This window comes from Paenarthrobacter sp. 2TAF44 (assembly GCF_052114885.1).
Taxonomy (GTDB): Bacteria; Actinomycetota; Actinomycetes; order Actinomycetales; family Micrococcaceae; genus Arthrobacter.
Genome location: NZ_JBFRFP010000004.1, coordinates 20,245 through 35,055, shown reverse-complemented (window position 1 = coordinate 35,055; position 14,811 = coordinate 20,245). Strand labels below are relative to the sequence as shown.

At 62.0% G+C, this 14,811-nt stretch carries 11 protein-coding genes; 8 read left to right on the top strand and 3 right to left on the bottom strand.

The window, feature by feature from the left end; genetic code table 11:
- Window positions 1-71: 71 nt before the first annotated feature.
- Window positions 72-1,514: a PucR family transcriptional regulator gene (locus AB4Z15_RS05740; RefSeq protein WP_442016472.1), complete on the bottom strand. Its 1,443-nt coding sequence runs from the start codon at window positions 1,512-1,514 to the stop codon at window positions 72-74.
- A 146-nt stretch (window positions 1,515-1,660) separates the two neighbouring features.
- Between AB4Z15_RS05740 and AB4Z15_RS05735 the strand changes: the two genes are divergently transcribed.
- Together AB4Z15_RS05735 and gabT are read left to right on the top strand one after the other, a co-directional pair.
- Window positions 1,661-3,091 (top strand): gamma-aminobutyraldehyde dehydrogenase, encoded by a 1,431-nt coding sequence (locus tag AB4Z15_RS05735; protein ID WP_431116058.1) that lies wholly within the window; start codon window positions 1,661-1,663, stop codon window positions 3,089-3,091.
- A gap of 54 nt (window positions 3,092-3,145) precedes the next feature.
- Window positions 3,146-4,516 carry a 4-aminobutyrate--2-oxoglutarate transaminase gene (gene gabT / locus AB4Z15_RS05730; protein WP_442016471.1) on the top strand — a complete coding sequence of 457 codons (1,371 nt, stop codon included), beginning with the start codon at window positions 3,146-3,148 and terminating at the stop codon, window positions 4,514-4,516.
- Window positions 4,517-4,920: 404 nt separating this feature from the next.
- Here the strand turns inward: gabT and rarD are convergent, their stop codons facing one another.
- Complete coding sequence (gene rarD / locus AB4Z15_RS05725) at window positions 4,921-5,988, bottom strand: EamA family transporter RarD (protein ID WP_442016470.1); 1,068 nt, start codon at window positions 5,986-5,988, stop codon at window positions 4,921-4,923.
- 167 nt (window positions 5,989-6,155) lie between these two features.
- Between rarD and AB4Z15_RS05720 the strand changes: the two genes are divergently transcribed.
- From AB4Z15_RS05720 to AB4Z15_RS05695, 6 genes are all read left to right on the top strand, one after another.
- Window positions 6,156-7,604, top strand: coding sequence for an FAD-dependent oxidoreductase (locus tag AB4Z15_RS05720; RefSeq protein ID WP_442016469.1), 1,449 nt, complete (start codon window positions 6,156-6,158; stop codon window positions 7,602-7,604).
- 148 nt (window positions 7,605-7,752) lie between these two features.
- Window positions 7,753-9,114 (top strand): GAF domain-containing protein, encoded by a 1,362-nt coding sequence (locus AB4Z15_RS05715; RefSeq protein ID WP_442016468.1) that lies wholly within the window; start codon window positions 7,753-7,755, stop codon window positions 9,112-9,114.
- Between the two features lie 122 nt (window positions 9,115-9,236).
- Window positions 9,237-10,760: an acetaldehyde dehydrogenase ExaC gene (gene exaC / locus AB4Z15_RS05710; RefSeq protein ID WP_442016467.1), complete on the top strand. Its 1,524-nt coding sequence runs from the start codon at window positions 9,237-9,239 to the stop codon at window positions 10,758-10,760.
- 34 nt (window positions 10,761-10,794) lie between these two features.
- The gene (gene adhP / locus AB4Z15_RS05705; protein ID WP_442016466.1) at window positions 10,795-11,817 is read left to right on the top strand and encodes an alcohol dehydrogenase AdhP; all 1,023 of its coding nucleotides are present in this window, start codon (window positions 10,795-10,797) and stop codon (window positions 11,815-11,817) included.
- Window positions 11,817-12,251 carry a DUF779 domain-containing protein gene (locus tag AB4Z15_RS05700; protein ID WP_442016465.1) on the top strand — a complete coding sequence of 145 codons (435 nt, stop codon included), beginning with the start codon at window positions 11,817-11,819 and terminating at the stop codon, window positions 12,249-12,251. Before adhP ends, AB4Z15_RS05700 begins: the two co-directional genes overlap by 1 nt.
- Window positions 12,252-12,407: 156 nt before the next feature.
- Window positions 12,408-13,964 (top strand): amino acid permease, encoded by a 1,557-nt coding sequence (locus tag AB4Z15_RS05695; RefSeq protein WP_442016464.1) that lies wholly within the window; start codon window positions 12,408-12,410, stop codon window positions 13,962-13,964.
- Between the two features lie 159 nt (window positions 13,965-14,123).
- Here AB4Z15_RS05695 and AB4Z15_RS05690 read toward each other — a convergent pair whose 3' ends face one another.
- On the bottom strand, window positions 14,124-14,759 hold the full coding sequence (locus AB4Z15_RS05690; RefSeq protein WP_442016463.1) for a DUF2461 domain-containing protein: 636 nt from the start codon (window positions 14,757-14,759) through the stop codon (window positions 14,124-14,126).
- Window positions 14,760-14,811: the final 52 nt, after the last annotated feature.

Sequence of the window (14,811 nt, the reverse complement as noted above, 5' to 3'; positions counted from 1 at the left end):
GTAAAGGTTAGACGTTTGACGTCTAATGTCTAGGCTTTTGTGGCGAACCTCTCTGTACGAGCTCGCAGGGCCTACCGCGGATTGCGCGAACCCAGACGCTGCACCGCCAAGGCGAGCCAAAGCTGCACACGATCCTGGGTTTGCGACGGGTCGTAGCCAGTCAGTTCGGTGATCTGGGCCAGCCGGTACCGCACGGTGTTGCGGTGCAGGGTCAGGGATTCGGCGACGGCGGCGACGGAACCGTTGTGGTTCAGGTAGCTCTCCAGTGTAGCTACCAGTTCAGAGCCATGGGCGGCGTCGAACTTCCTCAACGGCGTGAGCGATTCGCTGGCCATGTCGGCCAAGGGAACATCCTCGCTCGCCAGCAGGAGGGATGTCAGGCTCAGCCGCTCGGGCTCGTTGACGGGTAAGCCGTGCGCCACGGCGTCGCGGGCTTCAAAGTAGCTCCAGCGCAGGCCGTTCGGCTTCGTATAAGCGCCGCCGATTCCGATCACGGCATGGATCCCGGCCTCCTGCAGGTGATCGCTCAGGCTCTTGGCCAAGGCCGTCGCGGAGCTGCCATCGTCGGTGACGACGGTGACAAGATCCTTCCCGACGACGGCGCTAACGCCGGCTTCCAGCGCCTGGGGCAGGGAGATGCTGATCAGTTGTTTGTGGTGTGCCGTGGACTCTGCCACGAGCACCACGTTCTTCCGGGTGCTGTTGATTCCAACGCCTGCCAAACGGCGGGCGGCCTCTATGGTTTCCAAGGTTCCGTGGATGACGTCGTCCAGCACCTGCCCGGCCATCGCGCGCTGGGCCTGGCGCTGCTTGACCATGTTGTTCAGCTCAACACTGATGAGGTTCTGCGCGTAGCTGACGATCCCCGAGTCCACGAACGGCTGCCGCAACCACAGTGTGCAGGCGTCCCTGCGGCCGGTGGGAATCGGGTACGAAGCCCAGCCATCCGCCGTCGGCGCCGGTTTCCCGGGAACGCTGTTGTAAAGCTGCGCGCTGAACTGGGTGAGCACAACATCGGTGCGCAGCATGCTGCCCAACTGTTTCAGGAGCTCGCCCAGGCCGCCGCCAGTAAGGAGCGACCGGGCCAGGATCTGGTGCCCGGCCAGGAGCCGTTCCAAGTTTGAATAGTGGTCAGCTGAATGCGACTCGGCAACGAGCTTTCCGATAGCGATGAAGGGAATCTCGTAGGGTACTTCAACCAAGGGCAAGCCCCAACGGTTGGCTTCGGCGATGAGCGCCTCAGGAACGGATTCGTGGGTGAGGCCGATGCCGAAACCGATGCCCACCGCACCCGCACGCTGGACCTGCCGGACGAATCGGCGCTGGTCTGCGGCGCTCTTCAGGCGCAGGCCCGTGGTAAGCACCAATTCCCCGCCGCTGAGGAAGCGCTGGGGATCCTCCAACTCCGTCACGGCCACCCAACTGATGTCCTGGTTCCAGGTTGTTTCCGCGCTACCTGTTTTACGGAGCTTCAAGGATGGGACAGCGACGAGCGAAGAGAGGGACATTGCCATGGTTACAAGCGTAACCCGGCGCTGGTCAAGCGCACTAAGGAGGGTATGCCGGTGTGTGCAGCTGACTATTCCGTGGACCCCTTCGCTGGCATAGGCTCTGATCAGCTAAAACCCATGCCCCAGACACCGAAAGAGGGTTGCACACCGTGGTTCAAACCTTGCAGAACTTCATCAACGGCGAATTCGTTACGCCGGCAGGTACGGGTCTCTTGGACATCGTGAACCCCACCAACGGGGAGATCGTTGCCAAGTCGCCGATTTCGGTGCAGGCCGATGTTGACGCCGCCATGACCGCAGCCAAAGAAGCCTTCAAGACGTGGAAGCACGTTACGCCGGGCCAGCGCCAGCTCATGCTGCTCAAACTCGCCGACGCCGTGGAGGCCAACAGCGACGAACTCGTTGACGCCCAGCACCGCAACACCGGCCAGGTGCGGTCCCTGATCGCTTCCGAGGAAGTTGCCGCGGGCGCAGACCAGCTTCGCTTCTTCGCCGGTGCAGCACGCATCATGGAAGGCAAGTCCGCCGGGGAGTACTTTGAGGGCCACACCTCCTACGTGCGCCGCGAACCGATCGGCGTCGTGGCCCAAGTTGCCCCGTGGAACTACCCGTTCCTGATGGCCATCTGGAAGATCGGCCCCGCCCTTGCAGCCGGCAACACCGTTGTTCTCAAGCCCTCGGACACCACCCCGGAGTCCACGTTGGTGCTGGCTCGCCTCGCCGGCGAGATCTTCCCCGCCGGCGTGCTCAACGTTGTGCTCGGCACCGGCGAAACCGGCGCGATGATGGTTGACCACAAAGTTCCCGGCCTGGTGTCCATCACCGGTTCCGTTCGCGCCGGCATCGCGGTGGCCAGCGGCGCAGCCAAGGGCCTCAAGCGTGCCCACCTGGAACTCGGCGGCAAGGCTCCGGCCATTGTCTTCAAGGATGCCGACATCAAGAAGAGCGCAGCGGCCATCGCCGAGTTCGCCTTCTTCAACGCCGGCCAGGACTGCACCGCCATCACGCGCGTGTTGGTGGAAGACTCCGTCCACGATGATGTTGTGGCGGCAATGGTGGAGCACACCAAGACCCTGCACACAGGCTCGCAGAACGACGAAGAGAACTACTTCGGCCCGCTCAATAACGTGAACCACTTCAACGCCGTCACCTCAGTGGTGGAGCACCTCCCGGCCAACTGCAAGATCGAAACCGGCGGCCACCGCGCAGGCGAGAAGGGCTTCTTCTTCGAGCCCACCATCATCTCCGGTGCCAAGCAGACCGACGACATCGTGCAGAAGGAAACCTTCGGCCCGGTCATCACCGTCCAGAAGTTCAGCACCGAAGCCGAAGCGCTCGAGCTGGCCAACGACGTCGAATATGCCCTGGCTTCCAGCGTCTGGACCACCGACCACGGCACGGCCATGCGCATGAGCCGCGACCTGGACTTCGGTGCGGTTTGGATCAACACCCACATCCTCCTGACGGCAGAGATGCCCCACGGCGGCTTCAAGCAGTCCGGCTACGGCAAGGACCTCTCCATGTACGGCGTTGAGGATTACACGCGCATCAAGCACGTGATGAGTGCATTAGATGCATAACTCAGTCGCGTAACCCGTACCTTCACCAGAGCTTCCCAGAAAGGCAACCACCCCATGACCACTACCGCGAACGAACTCTCGTACCGCATTGAGCAGAAGCGCAACATCAACGGCGCGTTCCCCGGCCCTAAGTCGCAGGCACTGGCCGAGCGCCGCTCCGCCGTCGTTGCTGCCGGCGTCGCCTCCGGCGTTCCCGTTTACGTTGAAGACGCCGACGGCGGCATCATCCGCGACGTCGACGGCAACTCCTTCATTGACCTCGGCTCCGGCATCGCCGTGACCAGCGTCGGCGCGTCCGATCCTGCCGTCGTCGCCGCTGTCCAGGAGGCTGCTGCGCACTTCACGCACACCTGCTTCATGGTGACCCCGTACGAGGGTTACGTAGCTGTGGCCGAGCAGCTCAACCGGCTCACGCCGGGCGACCACGCCAAGCGCACCGTGCTGTTCAACTCCGGCGCTGAAGCCGTGGAGAACGCCGTCAAGGTTGCACGTCTGGCTACCGGCCGCGATGCCGTCGTAGCTTTCGACCACGCGTACCACGGCCGCACCAACCTGACCATGGCACTCACCGCCAAGGCCATGCCGTACAAGACCAACTTCGGCCCGTTCGCGCCCGAGGTCTACCGCATGCCCATGAGCTACCCGTTCCGTGAGGAGAACCCGGAGATCACCGGTGCCGAGGCCGCCAAGCGCGCTATCACCATGATCGAGAAGCAGATCGGTGGCGACCAGGTTGCAGCCATCATCATCGAGCCCATCCAGGGCGAGGGTGGCTTCATCGTCCCGGCCGAAGGATTCCTGCCGGCTCTGTCGGCATGGGCCAAGGATAAGGGCATCGTCTTCATCGCTGACGAGGTCCAGTCCGGTTTCTGCCGCACGGGCGAATGGTTCGCCGTTGACCACGAAGGTGTTGTCCCGGACATCATCACCATGGCCAAGGGCATCGCAGGCGGCCTCCCGCTGTCCGCGATCACCGGCCGCGCCGACCTGCTCGACGCCGTTCACCCGGGCGGCCTCGGCGGCACCTACGGTGGCAACCCGGTTGCCTGCGCAGCCGCCCTCGCTGCGATCGACACCATGGAACAGCACGACCTCAACGGCCGTGCCCGCCACATCGAAGAGCTCGCCCTGGGCAAGCTGCGCGAACTGGCCGCCGAGCTTTCCGCAGGCGGGGGTTCCGTCATTGGCGACATCCGCGGCCGTGGCGCCATGCTGGCCATCGAGCTCGTACAGTCCGGTTCCAAGGAACCCAACGCTGAGCTCACCAAGGCCGTTGCTGCCGCTTGCCTCCAGGAAGGCGTCATCATCCTGACCTGTGGCACCTACGGCAACGTGATCCGCCTGCTTCCGCCGCTCGTGATCAGCGATGAGCTGCTCATCGACGGCCTCGAGGTTCTCGCTGCAGCCATCAAGGCCAATGCGTAACTCTCTCCGCTAGATCCAAGGAGGGCCGGGGTTTCGCCGGCCCTCCTTGTGCGTTAACGGGCGGCGTGCCGAGTTCGCCGGAACACGTCCTATTCGCTGGAGGTTTACATACGTTCCGGCACTGTTCCCGCGTCCTCGCGTGGATCAGCCGAACGCACGACGGCGGTGCGCACCGAGTTCGCCGGTGACCGCCGACTACGCCGGAGCGCGTCCCGTTCGCCGGAGCTGCCCGGCGTTCTGGCACTGTTCCCGCGTCCTCGCGTGGACCAGCCGAACGCACGACGTCGGTGCACGCCGAGTTCGCGGGAACACGTCCTATTCGCTGGAGGTTTCCATACGTTCTGGCACTGTTCCCGCGTCCTCGGGTGGACCGTCAGCCACGCACGACGTCGGTTCAGCCGGGGCTAAGCTCCCGCAGCGGCCGCGATCCGGGCCTTCTTCTTCAGCGACGAGTTCTTCTTCGCTGTGCGCAGCATGTCCACCGTGAGCACCAGCAGGGCGAGCCACACCACGCAGAATCCGATCCAGCGGGCAGTGGTCATGGTCTCGTTGAAGACGGCCAGCGCCACGATGAACTGGAGAATCGGTGCGAAATATTGGAGAAGACCGATGGTGGTCATGGGCAGGCGACGGGCCGAGGCGCCGAAGAAGAGCAGCGGCACAGCGGTGATGACGCCGGATGCCAGAAGCAACCAGAAATGCCCAGGCCCAAGTGCGGTGAGTGTTGCAACGCCGCTCACGCCCAGGACAACCATGGTGGCGGCCGCAAAGGGGGCCAGCACCACTGTTTCCACGGAGAGGCTGGTGAGCGCATCAACCTTGGGCCCAACGCGCTTCTTAACGAACCCGTAGAGGCCGAAGCTGAAGGCCAGGATTAGCGCGATCCAGGGAAGCTGGCCGTAGGAAAAGGTCAGGACGCCCACTGCGATGAAGCCGATGCCGACTGCTGCCCATTGGAGCGGCCGCAACTTCTCCTTGAGGACGAATACGCCGAGCAGGACCGATACCAATGGGTTGATGAAGTATCCAAGGGACGTTTCAACGGCGTGCCCTGTAGTGACGCCGAAGGTGTAGGTGAGCCAGTTGATGGCTATCAGTCCGGCTGCCAAGGCCAGCGGCCCAAAGACTGAGCGGTCCTTCACGGCTGCGCCAAAGACACGCCAGGCCCGCGTGACCGTGATCAGCAACGCACAGAAGATCAGTGACCAAACGACGCGGTTGGCGACGATTTCGATGGCGCCCGCCGGTTGAAGCGCGAGGAAGTACAGCGGAAGCAGTCCCCATAAACTGTATGCGCCAATCCCAAAGAGGATTCCCGCCGTCGACTCGCTCCAGACCGGCTTCCGTCGGGTCCCGCCGCCAGAGGTCCTGCCCCCAGACGTACCGCCGTTAAGTTCACTGCTGGACGCACTCGCAGTCGGGGGCTGGTTGGAAGTGGACGAGTTTGCGGTGATCTGCTCGGGTGTCGACACAATGTCGCCAACACCAAAAGGGGTCGCAATATTCCGAAATGTTGGCACCAATCACCTGATTTCGTGTGACTCCCGCCATATAGGACGCCGGGTGCAGAGTGGACATCTAGAATTGGAATCTGCGCGCCCCAACAACGGCGTGGCTTACTGCTTCGGAAGGGCTTACGGTGTCCAACTCAGCCGCCACCACCCCCAAACGTCCGCTTCGCGTCGCCATCGTGGGCGCCGGTCCCGCCGGCGTGTACGCCGCCGACATCTTGACCAAGTCCAATGAGGTCAAGGACGGGGACGTGGAGGTCAGCATCGATCTCTTTGAGGCGTACCCTGCGCCCTACGGGCTGATCCGCTACGGTGTGGCGCCGGATCATCCCCGCATCAAGGGCATCGTCAACGCCCTGCACAAGGTGTTGGACCGCGGCGACATCCGCTTCCTTGGCAACGTGACCTACGGCCGGGACCTGACCCTTCACGATTTCCGAGCTTTCTATGACGCCGTTATCTTCTCCACGGGTGCCATCAAGGACGCGGACCTCAACATCCCCGGCATCGGGTTGGACGGTTCCTTCGGCGGAGCCGATTTTGTTTCCTGGTACGACGGACACCCGGACGTTCCCCGCGATTGGCCATTGGATGCCAAGGAGATTGCGGTCATCGGCAATGGCAACGTTGCCCTTGATGTTGCTCGCATGCTGGTCAAGCACCCCGATGAACTGCTGGTCACCGAGATCCCGGAAAACGTGTACGAGGGGTTGAAGAAATCGCCCGTTACCGACGTCCACGTGTTTGGACGCCGCGGTCCCGCACAGGTGAAGTTCACTCCGCTGGAATTGCGGGAGCTGTCCCACTGCAATGACGTAGACATTGTGCTGTACCCGGAGGACTTCGAGTTTGATGAAGCCTCCGATGAGGCAATCCGGACCAATAACCAGATCAAGACCATGGTCAACACGATGACCAACTGGCTGGTGGAGGAACACGCGGAATCCGAGCAGCCATCCTCGCGCCGTCTGCACTTGCACTTCCTGCACAGCCCGGTGGAAATCCTGGACTCGCCGGAAACTCCCGGCAAGGTTTCCGGCATCAAGTTCGAGCGCATGCAGCTGGACGGAACCGGCAACGTCAAGGGCACCGGTGAATTCGTGGAGTACCCGGTGCAGTCCGTATACCGCGCGATCGGTTACCACGGCTCGCCGCTTGAGGAGTTGCCGTACGACGCCCGCCGCGGTGTCATACCGAACGACGGCGGTCGCGTCCTGGATGCCGACGGCAAGCCCGTGCCGGGAATCTACGCCACCGGCTGGATCAAGCGTGGACCTGTAGGCCTGATCGGTCATACCAAGGGCGATGCCCTGGAGACCATCGGCTGCCTCCTGGAAGACCGGCTCACGTTGCCTCCAGCAGAGAACCCGGATCCGCAGGCCATCATCGATCTCCTTGAGGAACGCGGCATCGAATACACCACTTGGGAGGGGTGGAACCGGCTGGATGCGCACGAGGCTGCCCTCGGCGCCGCGTGGTCCAAGTCGGAGTCCGAATCCGGCAACGGCAATGGCGTGATCCGGGAGCGCATCAAGGTAGTCCCGCGTGAGGAAATGATCCAGATTTCCCGCGGCTAAGCCTTGGGTTTGTGTACGCTAACGCCCTCAACAGGCTTGGCAAGAGGCGTGAGCTGTACACAAACTCCATTCCTGGAACTAGACTTTCGGGTACCGTGCCGCCAGCACATGCACATCGCGCTGTCATTGCGGACTACGAGGGAGTTCGATGAGGAATCCAGTCCATTCGCCTGTTCCGGGCAGCGAAGCCGGAAGGCTGCTGCAGAAGCGCGCCCTGGCGGCCCATGAAAACCTGGGAAGCCACGAGCAACTGGACATGCTGCGGGCCGGGACTCCGGAGGAAATCTCCGGCCTCCGGCGGTTGGTGCGCGAATCCTGGCAACGATCGGCCAGCCTGCTGGCCAATCCCGATGTTCCCGAAGCGCCGCTCGCGATGGACCGTGACGAACTGGAGGACTACCGCCGGCAACACCCGCTGGCCGCGATCATGCCCGTCATCAGGAAGCTCCTGGTCCAGCCCAGCCATGACAGCGGGTTGCTCGTGGCGGTGGGGGACGACGTCGGGCGGCTTTTGTGGGTGGATGGCGATCCCGTCATGCAGCGCAGGGCCGAAGGAATGATGTTCGTTGCGGGCGCAGATTGGTCCGAAGCTTCAGTGGGTACAAGCGCGCCCGGGACGGCGCTGGCCCTGGATCGGAGCATCCAGATCTCCGGTGCCGAGCACTTCAAGAGATCAGTTCACCCCTGGAGTTGTACCGCCGTTCCCTTCCATGATCCCGATTCCGGTGCCGTGCTGGGCGTTGTGGACATCACTGGAACGGAGACCGCGGTGGCCCCGCACACAGTTTCCCTGGTGGAAGCAACGGTTGCGGCCGCACAGGCGCAGTTGCGCATCGAACGTCTCCAGCTCGCCGCCGCCGTCCGGGACAAACCACGACGCCGAAGCTCAGCTTCCGCTTCCAGCCACACTCTGTACCGGAATAGCCTGCAGTTGTTGGGCCGCGATCAGGCCCTTCTCAGCATTGATGGCCGGACCGTTTCCCTGTCCGCCCGGCACAGCGAAATCCTGGCTATCCTCTGCAGTCAGCCGACCGGCCTCAGTGCGGATGACCTCTGCGCCCAGCTATACCCAGGAGACGGCTCGGCTGTGACGTTGCGGGCCGAAATGGTGCGCCTGCGCAAGGTTCTCCATGAGCTAAGCCCCGAGGCAGTTCCCGAATCGCGGCCGTACCGTTTGCCTGTCGAGTTGCTTCCCGATTCCGGCCAGGTGCTCAATTGCCTGCAGCGCGGGGCCCATCGGATTGCGTTGGAGATCTACAAAGGTGCCGTCCTGCCGCGGTCGGAGGCGCCCGGCGTCGTGCAGTTGCGTGAGCGGGTTTCGCATCTGTTGCGGGAAGCGCTGCTCAGTGACGGCAGTGTCGATTCGCTCTTGAAGTACGCTGAGCTGCCCGAGGCGAAATACGACGTCGAACTCCGCCTTGCCGTCCTGAAGCTGCTGCCGCCGCGCTCACCCAAGCGGGCCGCCGTCGTGGCTGACCTTGAGCGGATCGAAACGGAACTGACGGCCTGAACCACGCGCCTGAACCACCCGCGTGAGCTGACTCACATGGTTGCAACGTAGCTGCAACCTGCCCGCTCCTAGGCTCGAATCAATGGCGACAGCCACCGTGATTCGCAGCAAAGGAGCTAGCAATGACCGTTTATGCACAGCCGGGTGCCGAGGGTTCGAAGGTCACCTTCAAGGACCGGTACGAGAACTGGATTGGTGGGGAATGGGTTGCTCCCGTCAAGGGCGCCTACTTCGAAAACATCACGCCCGTCACTGGCAAAGCTTTCTGCGAAGTTGCCCGTGGCACGGCCGAGGACATCGAACTGGCCCTCGATGCCGCGCACAAGGTAGCGCCTTCATGGGGCAAGACCTCAGCAACGGAACGTGCCGCGATTCTGAACAAGATCGCCGACCGCATAGACGAGAACGTAGAGCTGCTCGCGGTTGCCGAGACATGGGACAACGGCAAACCCGTCCGGGAGACACTCAACGCGGACATTCCCTTGGCGGCCGATCACTTCCGCTACTTCGCCTCCGCTGTCCGTGCCCAAGAGGGCCACCTTTCGCAGCTCGATGACGACACCACCGCCTACCACTTCAAGGAACCCCTGGGCGTGGTGGGCCAGATCATCCCCTGGAACTTCCCCATCCTCATGGCCGTGTGGAAGCTGGCCCCCGCGCTTGCCGCCGGTAACGCCGTCGTGCTCAAACCAGCCGAGCAGACGCCGACGTCCATCCTCGTCCTCATGGAATTGATCGGCGACCTGCTGCCCGCGGGTGTAGTGAACGTCGTCAATGGTTTCGGCGTGGAAGCCGGAAAGCCGCTGGCTTCCAGCCCACGTATCCGCAAGATCGCCTTCACGGGCGAGACCACCACGGGCCGGCTTATCAGCCAGTACGCGTCCAACAACCTCATCCCTGTCACGTTGGAACTTGGCGGCAAGAGCCCCAACATTTTCTTCGACGACGTCGCAGCCCAGAATGACGCTTTCTACGACAAAGCACAGGAGGGCTTCACGCTCTTCGCCTTCAACCAGGGCGAGGTCTGCACGTGCCCGTCGCGTGCTTTGGTCCAGGAGGGGATTTACGACTCCTTCATGGCTGACGTCGTAGCCCGCACCAACAAGATCATCCAGGGCAACCCTCTGGACACGGAAACCCAGATCGGTGCCCAGGCATCCAACGACCAACTGGAAAAGATCCTCTCCTACATCGACATTGGAAAGCAGGAGGGCGCCAAGGTCCTCACGGGCGGCGCACGGGCAGAGCTTTCCGGTGACTTTGCCGGCGGCTACTACGTCCAGCCGACGATTTTCGAAGGCCACAACAGGATGCGGATCTTCCAGGAGGAGATCTTCGGCCCTGTGGTCTCCGTGACTAGGTTCAGCGACTACAACGACGCCATTGGCATCGCCAATGACACTCTGTATGGCCTGGGTGCCGGCGTTTGGTCGCGCAACGGAAATGTGGCTTACCGCGCAGGCCGGGAAATCCAGGCCGGCCGCGTGTGGGTCAACAACTACCACGCCTACCCGGCCGGTGCCGCCTTCGGTGGCTACAAGTCCTCAGGCATTGGCCGTGAAAACCACGCCATGATGCTGGACCACTACCAGCAGACCAAGAACCTGTTGGTCAGCTACAACGAGAACAAACTCGGCTTCTTCTAAACCCATCCTGTTCATCGATCAAAGGAGATCGTCAATGTCGACAACCATGCAAGCAGCAGTAGTCACTGAGTTCGGAACCGACCTTAAGGTCATGGACGTGGAAAGGCCGACGCCGGGTCCCGGCCAAGCGCTGGTGCGCCTGATCACGTCGGGGGTATGTCATACCGACTTGCACGCCGCCGAAGGTGACTGGCCGGTCAAACCAACACCTCCGTTCATTCCCGGCCATGAGGGAGTGGGTGAAGTGGTGGCCCTGGGCGAAGGGGTAACGGACGTTGCCGTCGGGGATCTTGTTGGCAACGCCTGGCTGTGGTCTGCATGCGGAGATTGCCAGTACTGCCGCACTGGATGGGAAACGCTGTGTGAGTCCCAGCAGAACGGTGGCTACAGTGTGGATGGCTCGTTTGGCGAGTACATGTTGGTGGATACGCGTTTTGCGGCGCGCATCCCCCAGGGCTCGGATCCTGTGGAGGTTGCTCCGGTATTGTGCGCCGGAGTCACCGTCTACAAGGGCTTGAAGATGACCGAAGCCAGGCCTGGCCAGTGGGTCACGATCTCCGGAATCGGCGGATTGGGACACATTGCCGTCCAGTATGCGGTGGCCATGGGACTTCGTGTAGCCGCGGTGGATATTGCCGACGACAAGCTGGCGTTGGCCAGGGAACACGGCGCTGAGCTGACGGTCAACGCACTTCATGAGGATCCGGCAGAAGTTATCCAGCGCGAAACCGGCGGCTGCCACGGTGTTCTGGTGACGGCGGTGCACCCCTCTGCCTTCGGGCAAGCAATCGGAATGGCCCGCCGTGGCGGAACCATCGTCTTCAACGGGCTTCCTCCGGGTGACTTCCCGGCGCCGATTTTCGAGATCGTCCTTAAGGGACTCACTGTCCGGGGATCGATTGTGGGCACCCGCCAGGATCTTGAGGAAGCGTTGGAGTTCTACGCACAAGGCAAGATCAAGCCAACGGTCTCCACCCGCGAGCTGTCCGAGGTCAACGCGGTCTTTGACGAGATGAAGCACGCCAAGATCGATGGCCGAGTGGTTCTGAAGTTCTGATGGACCACCCCGTATTGGAAGCCGCGGTGACGCTCTCCGGGGAGACCTTTTCCCGGGTGGCGCTCACCGCGGCCTCCGTCGAACTCTTGAGGAAGCTCTGGGAGCAGCATGGCCCGCTCATGTTCCATCAATCCGGTGGGTGCTGCGACGGCTCCGCTCCCATGTGCTACCCGGCGGGGGAGTTCCTCACAGGCGATTCGGATGTCCTCCTCGGCAGGTTCGACCTCAGTGCAGGCTTCGCAACTGGAACGGGCCAGGATCCAAAGCTTCTCGAGTTTTGGATGTCCAGGGAACAATTCGTCTACTGGTCCCACACACACCTCACTGTTGACGTGGTCCCAGGTCGAGGAAGCGGCTTCTCCGTCGAGTCCCCGGAGGGGAAGCGGTTCCTGATCCGCTCCACCATCATGGACTGGGACGTCCCAGGTGTTTAGTGGTGTGACGGGGGCTACTCGCCTCCGTCACACCAGTCACATCAGTAACGCGGAGTCGGGACCCGTCTCACTATCTGGGATAAATATGGCCGTCCACTGACCGGACACTATTCTTGATGAGTCCTATACCACCCCCATCCAGAATGTGGCATTTTTATGAACATTTTCAGGACCAAGTCGATCGAGCAGTCGATCGCCGACGCCGACGAGCCCGGGCGCAAGCTGAAGCGAAGCCTCAGTACCTGGGACCTGATGATTATGGGTGTCGCCGTCGCTGTCGGTGCCGGTATCTTCTCCGTTGGCGCCAAGGCTGCTGCAAACTTTGCCGGCCCGGCCGTCACCATCTCCTTTGCCATCGCAGCCGTCACGTGCGCCTTGGCCATCATGTGCTATGCCGAATTTGCCACGGCCATCCCCGTGGCAGGTTCGGCCTACGTGTTCACGTACGCCACCATGGGCGAGGTACTCGCGTGGATCATTGGATGGAACCTCATCCTCGAACTCTTTACTGCTGCCGCGGTGATCGCCAAGTACTGGGGCATCTACCTCAGCAAAGTCTTCGCCCTGATGGGCCTGGACATTCCGCCGTCGCTCAGCCTGGGCGGCGTTGACCTCTATTGGGGCGCCTTCCTCATTGTCGCGATCTTCACTGTGCTGCTGGTGCTGGGGACGAAGTTGTCCGCCCGCGTTGGCAACATCTTCACTTTGATCAAGATCGCAGTAGTGCTGTTCGTGATCGTTGTGGGCTTCAGCTACGTGAAATTCTCCAACTACACACCGTTCATTCCTGCCTCGGAGCCGACTACGGGCACAGGCGCCGCTGATGTCATGAAGCAGTCCTTCTTCGGTTTCCTGACCGGTGCTGCTCCTGCCCAGTACGGCACCTTGGGCATTTTCGCTGGTGCTGCCCTGGTGTTCTTCGCCTTCATTGGGTTTGACGTTGTTGCAACCTCCGCGGAAGAGGTCAAGAATCCGCAGAAGACACTGCCACGCGGCATCTTCGGTGGCCTGGCTGTGGTGACGTTGCTCTACATCCTGGTCTCCCTCGCGTTGACCGGCATGGTCTCCTACACCCAACTGGCGGAGGAAAAGAACCCCACGCTGACCACAGCTTTCGAGGCCGTGGGCAACAACGACGCCGCCAAGGTCATTGCTTTTGGGTCCCTTGTGGGCCTGACCACGGTGATCATGGTGCTGCTCATGGGCCTTTCCCGTGTGGTGTTGGCCATGAGCCGCGACGGACTGCTGCCGCGGTCGCTGTCCAAGACCAGCGAGAAGCGCTCCACCCCTGCACGCCTGCAGATCATCTGTGGCGCAGCAGTTGCACTGGTGGCCGGATTGACCAATGTGGATCTCCTCGAGGAAATGATTAACATTGGAACCCTGTCCGCCTTTGTGATGGTCAGCCTGGGCATCCTGGTGCTGCGCAAGAAGCGCCCGGACCTTAAGCCTGCGTTCCGGGTCCCCTTCGGCAAGGTCTTGCCCTGGGTGTCCGCGATCCTGTGCGTCTACCTCATGACCAACCTGGCGGTCGAAACCTGGATCTTCTTTGCGATCTGGCTGGTTATCGGCATGGTCATCTACTTCTCTTACGGGCAGCGCCACTCGCGGCTCAACGAGAAGTTCGCCTCAGCCAAGGCAGCCGTCAATGGCGGTTCTGCAACTACTGCGGTCACGGGCGACGAGGACGAAGACTCCTTTACCAAGGTCTAAACCAATCCCAGCTGCCTGTCAGACAGCTGGCTCGAATTATCATCGGAAGCGCTCGGGAGAATCAATTCCCGGGCGCTTTTGGTGTACCCAGTCGCTTTTGGCGTTCCTGGGCCGTCAACCCAGGGCACTGGGGACCGGACACCGTGAAAGGGGCAGGGACTACGGCGCAGCGTGTTTCCCCACCCAGTCCACAAGCGGCCTCAGCACTTCCCAGCGATCAGCGATCTCCTGTTTGGCTGACGGCGTGGAGAGCCATTCCGGTTCACCAACCTCAACCCCGGCCGACAAGGACTTGTGCTTCAGGAGCTCGGCGCGTGGATGATCTTTATCGAAGCCCCGCGGAACGGTCTTGAGCATCTCGCCTTGGATGGCGAAACCAGTTGCGGCAACTGAATCCACAATCTGCTGCAATTCCCCTCCACTTTCAGGAGCGTCCACAGCGGCGCGGAAGCGTGCCAATTGCGCGGGAGTATATGAATGGCAGCCGCCGCCGATCAACAGACCATCGGCGCTGACCTGGAGGTAGAACCCCAGGCCTTCCTGTGACGCTGCAAAGGCGCCCTGGGCCGTCTTGTAGGGCGACTTGTCCTGGGAGAACCTGATGTCCCTGTTTGGCCGGAAGATCTTCGCCGGCCCGAACTCAGGCTCCAGCTCTGAAAGGAGTGCCACCAGCGGCTCCTTGACGGCGGCGTCATAAATGTCTTTGTGCTCCAACCACCACTCGCGGTTGTTGTTCTCTTCCAGTTCTTCGTAGAAGCGGAAGGCTGCGGATGGAATTCCCTCGAATGTGCTCATGGAAGGATCCTATGGACCATGGCACCAGCGCAGCCAGAGCCCGGCCTGCCTA

Bases quoted from the DNA above. Each gene is read 5' to 3' on its own strand.
- AB4Z15_RS05740 (WP_442016472.1), bottom strand. From the start codon at position 1,514: ATGGCAATGTCCCTCTCTTCGCTCGTCGCTGTCCCATCCTTGAAGCTC.
- gabT (WP_442016471.1), top strand. From the start codon at position 3,146: ATGACCACTACCGCGAACGAACTCTCGTACCGCATTGAGCAGAAGCGC.
- AB4Z15_RS05715 (WP_442016468.1), top strand. From the start codon at position 7,753: ATGAGGAATCCAGTCCATTCGCCTGTTCCGGGCAGCGAAGCCGGAAGG.
- exaC (WP_442016467.1), top strand. From the start codon at position 9,237: ATGACCGTTTATGCACAGCCGGGTGCCGAGGGTTCGAAGGTCACCTTC.
- adhP (WP_442016466.1), top strand. From the start codon at position 10,795: ATGTCGACAACCATGCAAGCAGCAGTAGTCACTGAGTTCGGAACCGAC.
- AB4Z15_RS05700 (WP_442016465.1), top strand. From the start codon at position 11,817: ATGGACCACCCCGTATTGGAAGCCGCGGTGACGCTCTCCGGGGAGACC.
- AB4Z15_RS05695 (WP_442016464.1), top strand. From the start codon at position 12,408: ATGAACATTTTCAGGACCAAGTCGATCGAGCAGTCGATCGCCGACGCC.
- AB4Z15_RS05690 (WP_442016463.1), bottom strand. From the start codon at position 14,759: ATGAGCACATTCGAGGGAATTCCATCCGCAGCCTTCCGCTTCTACGAA.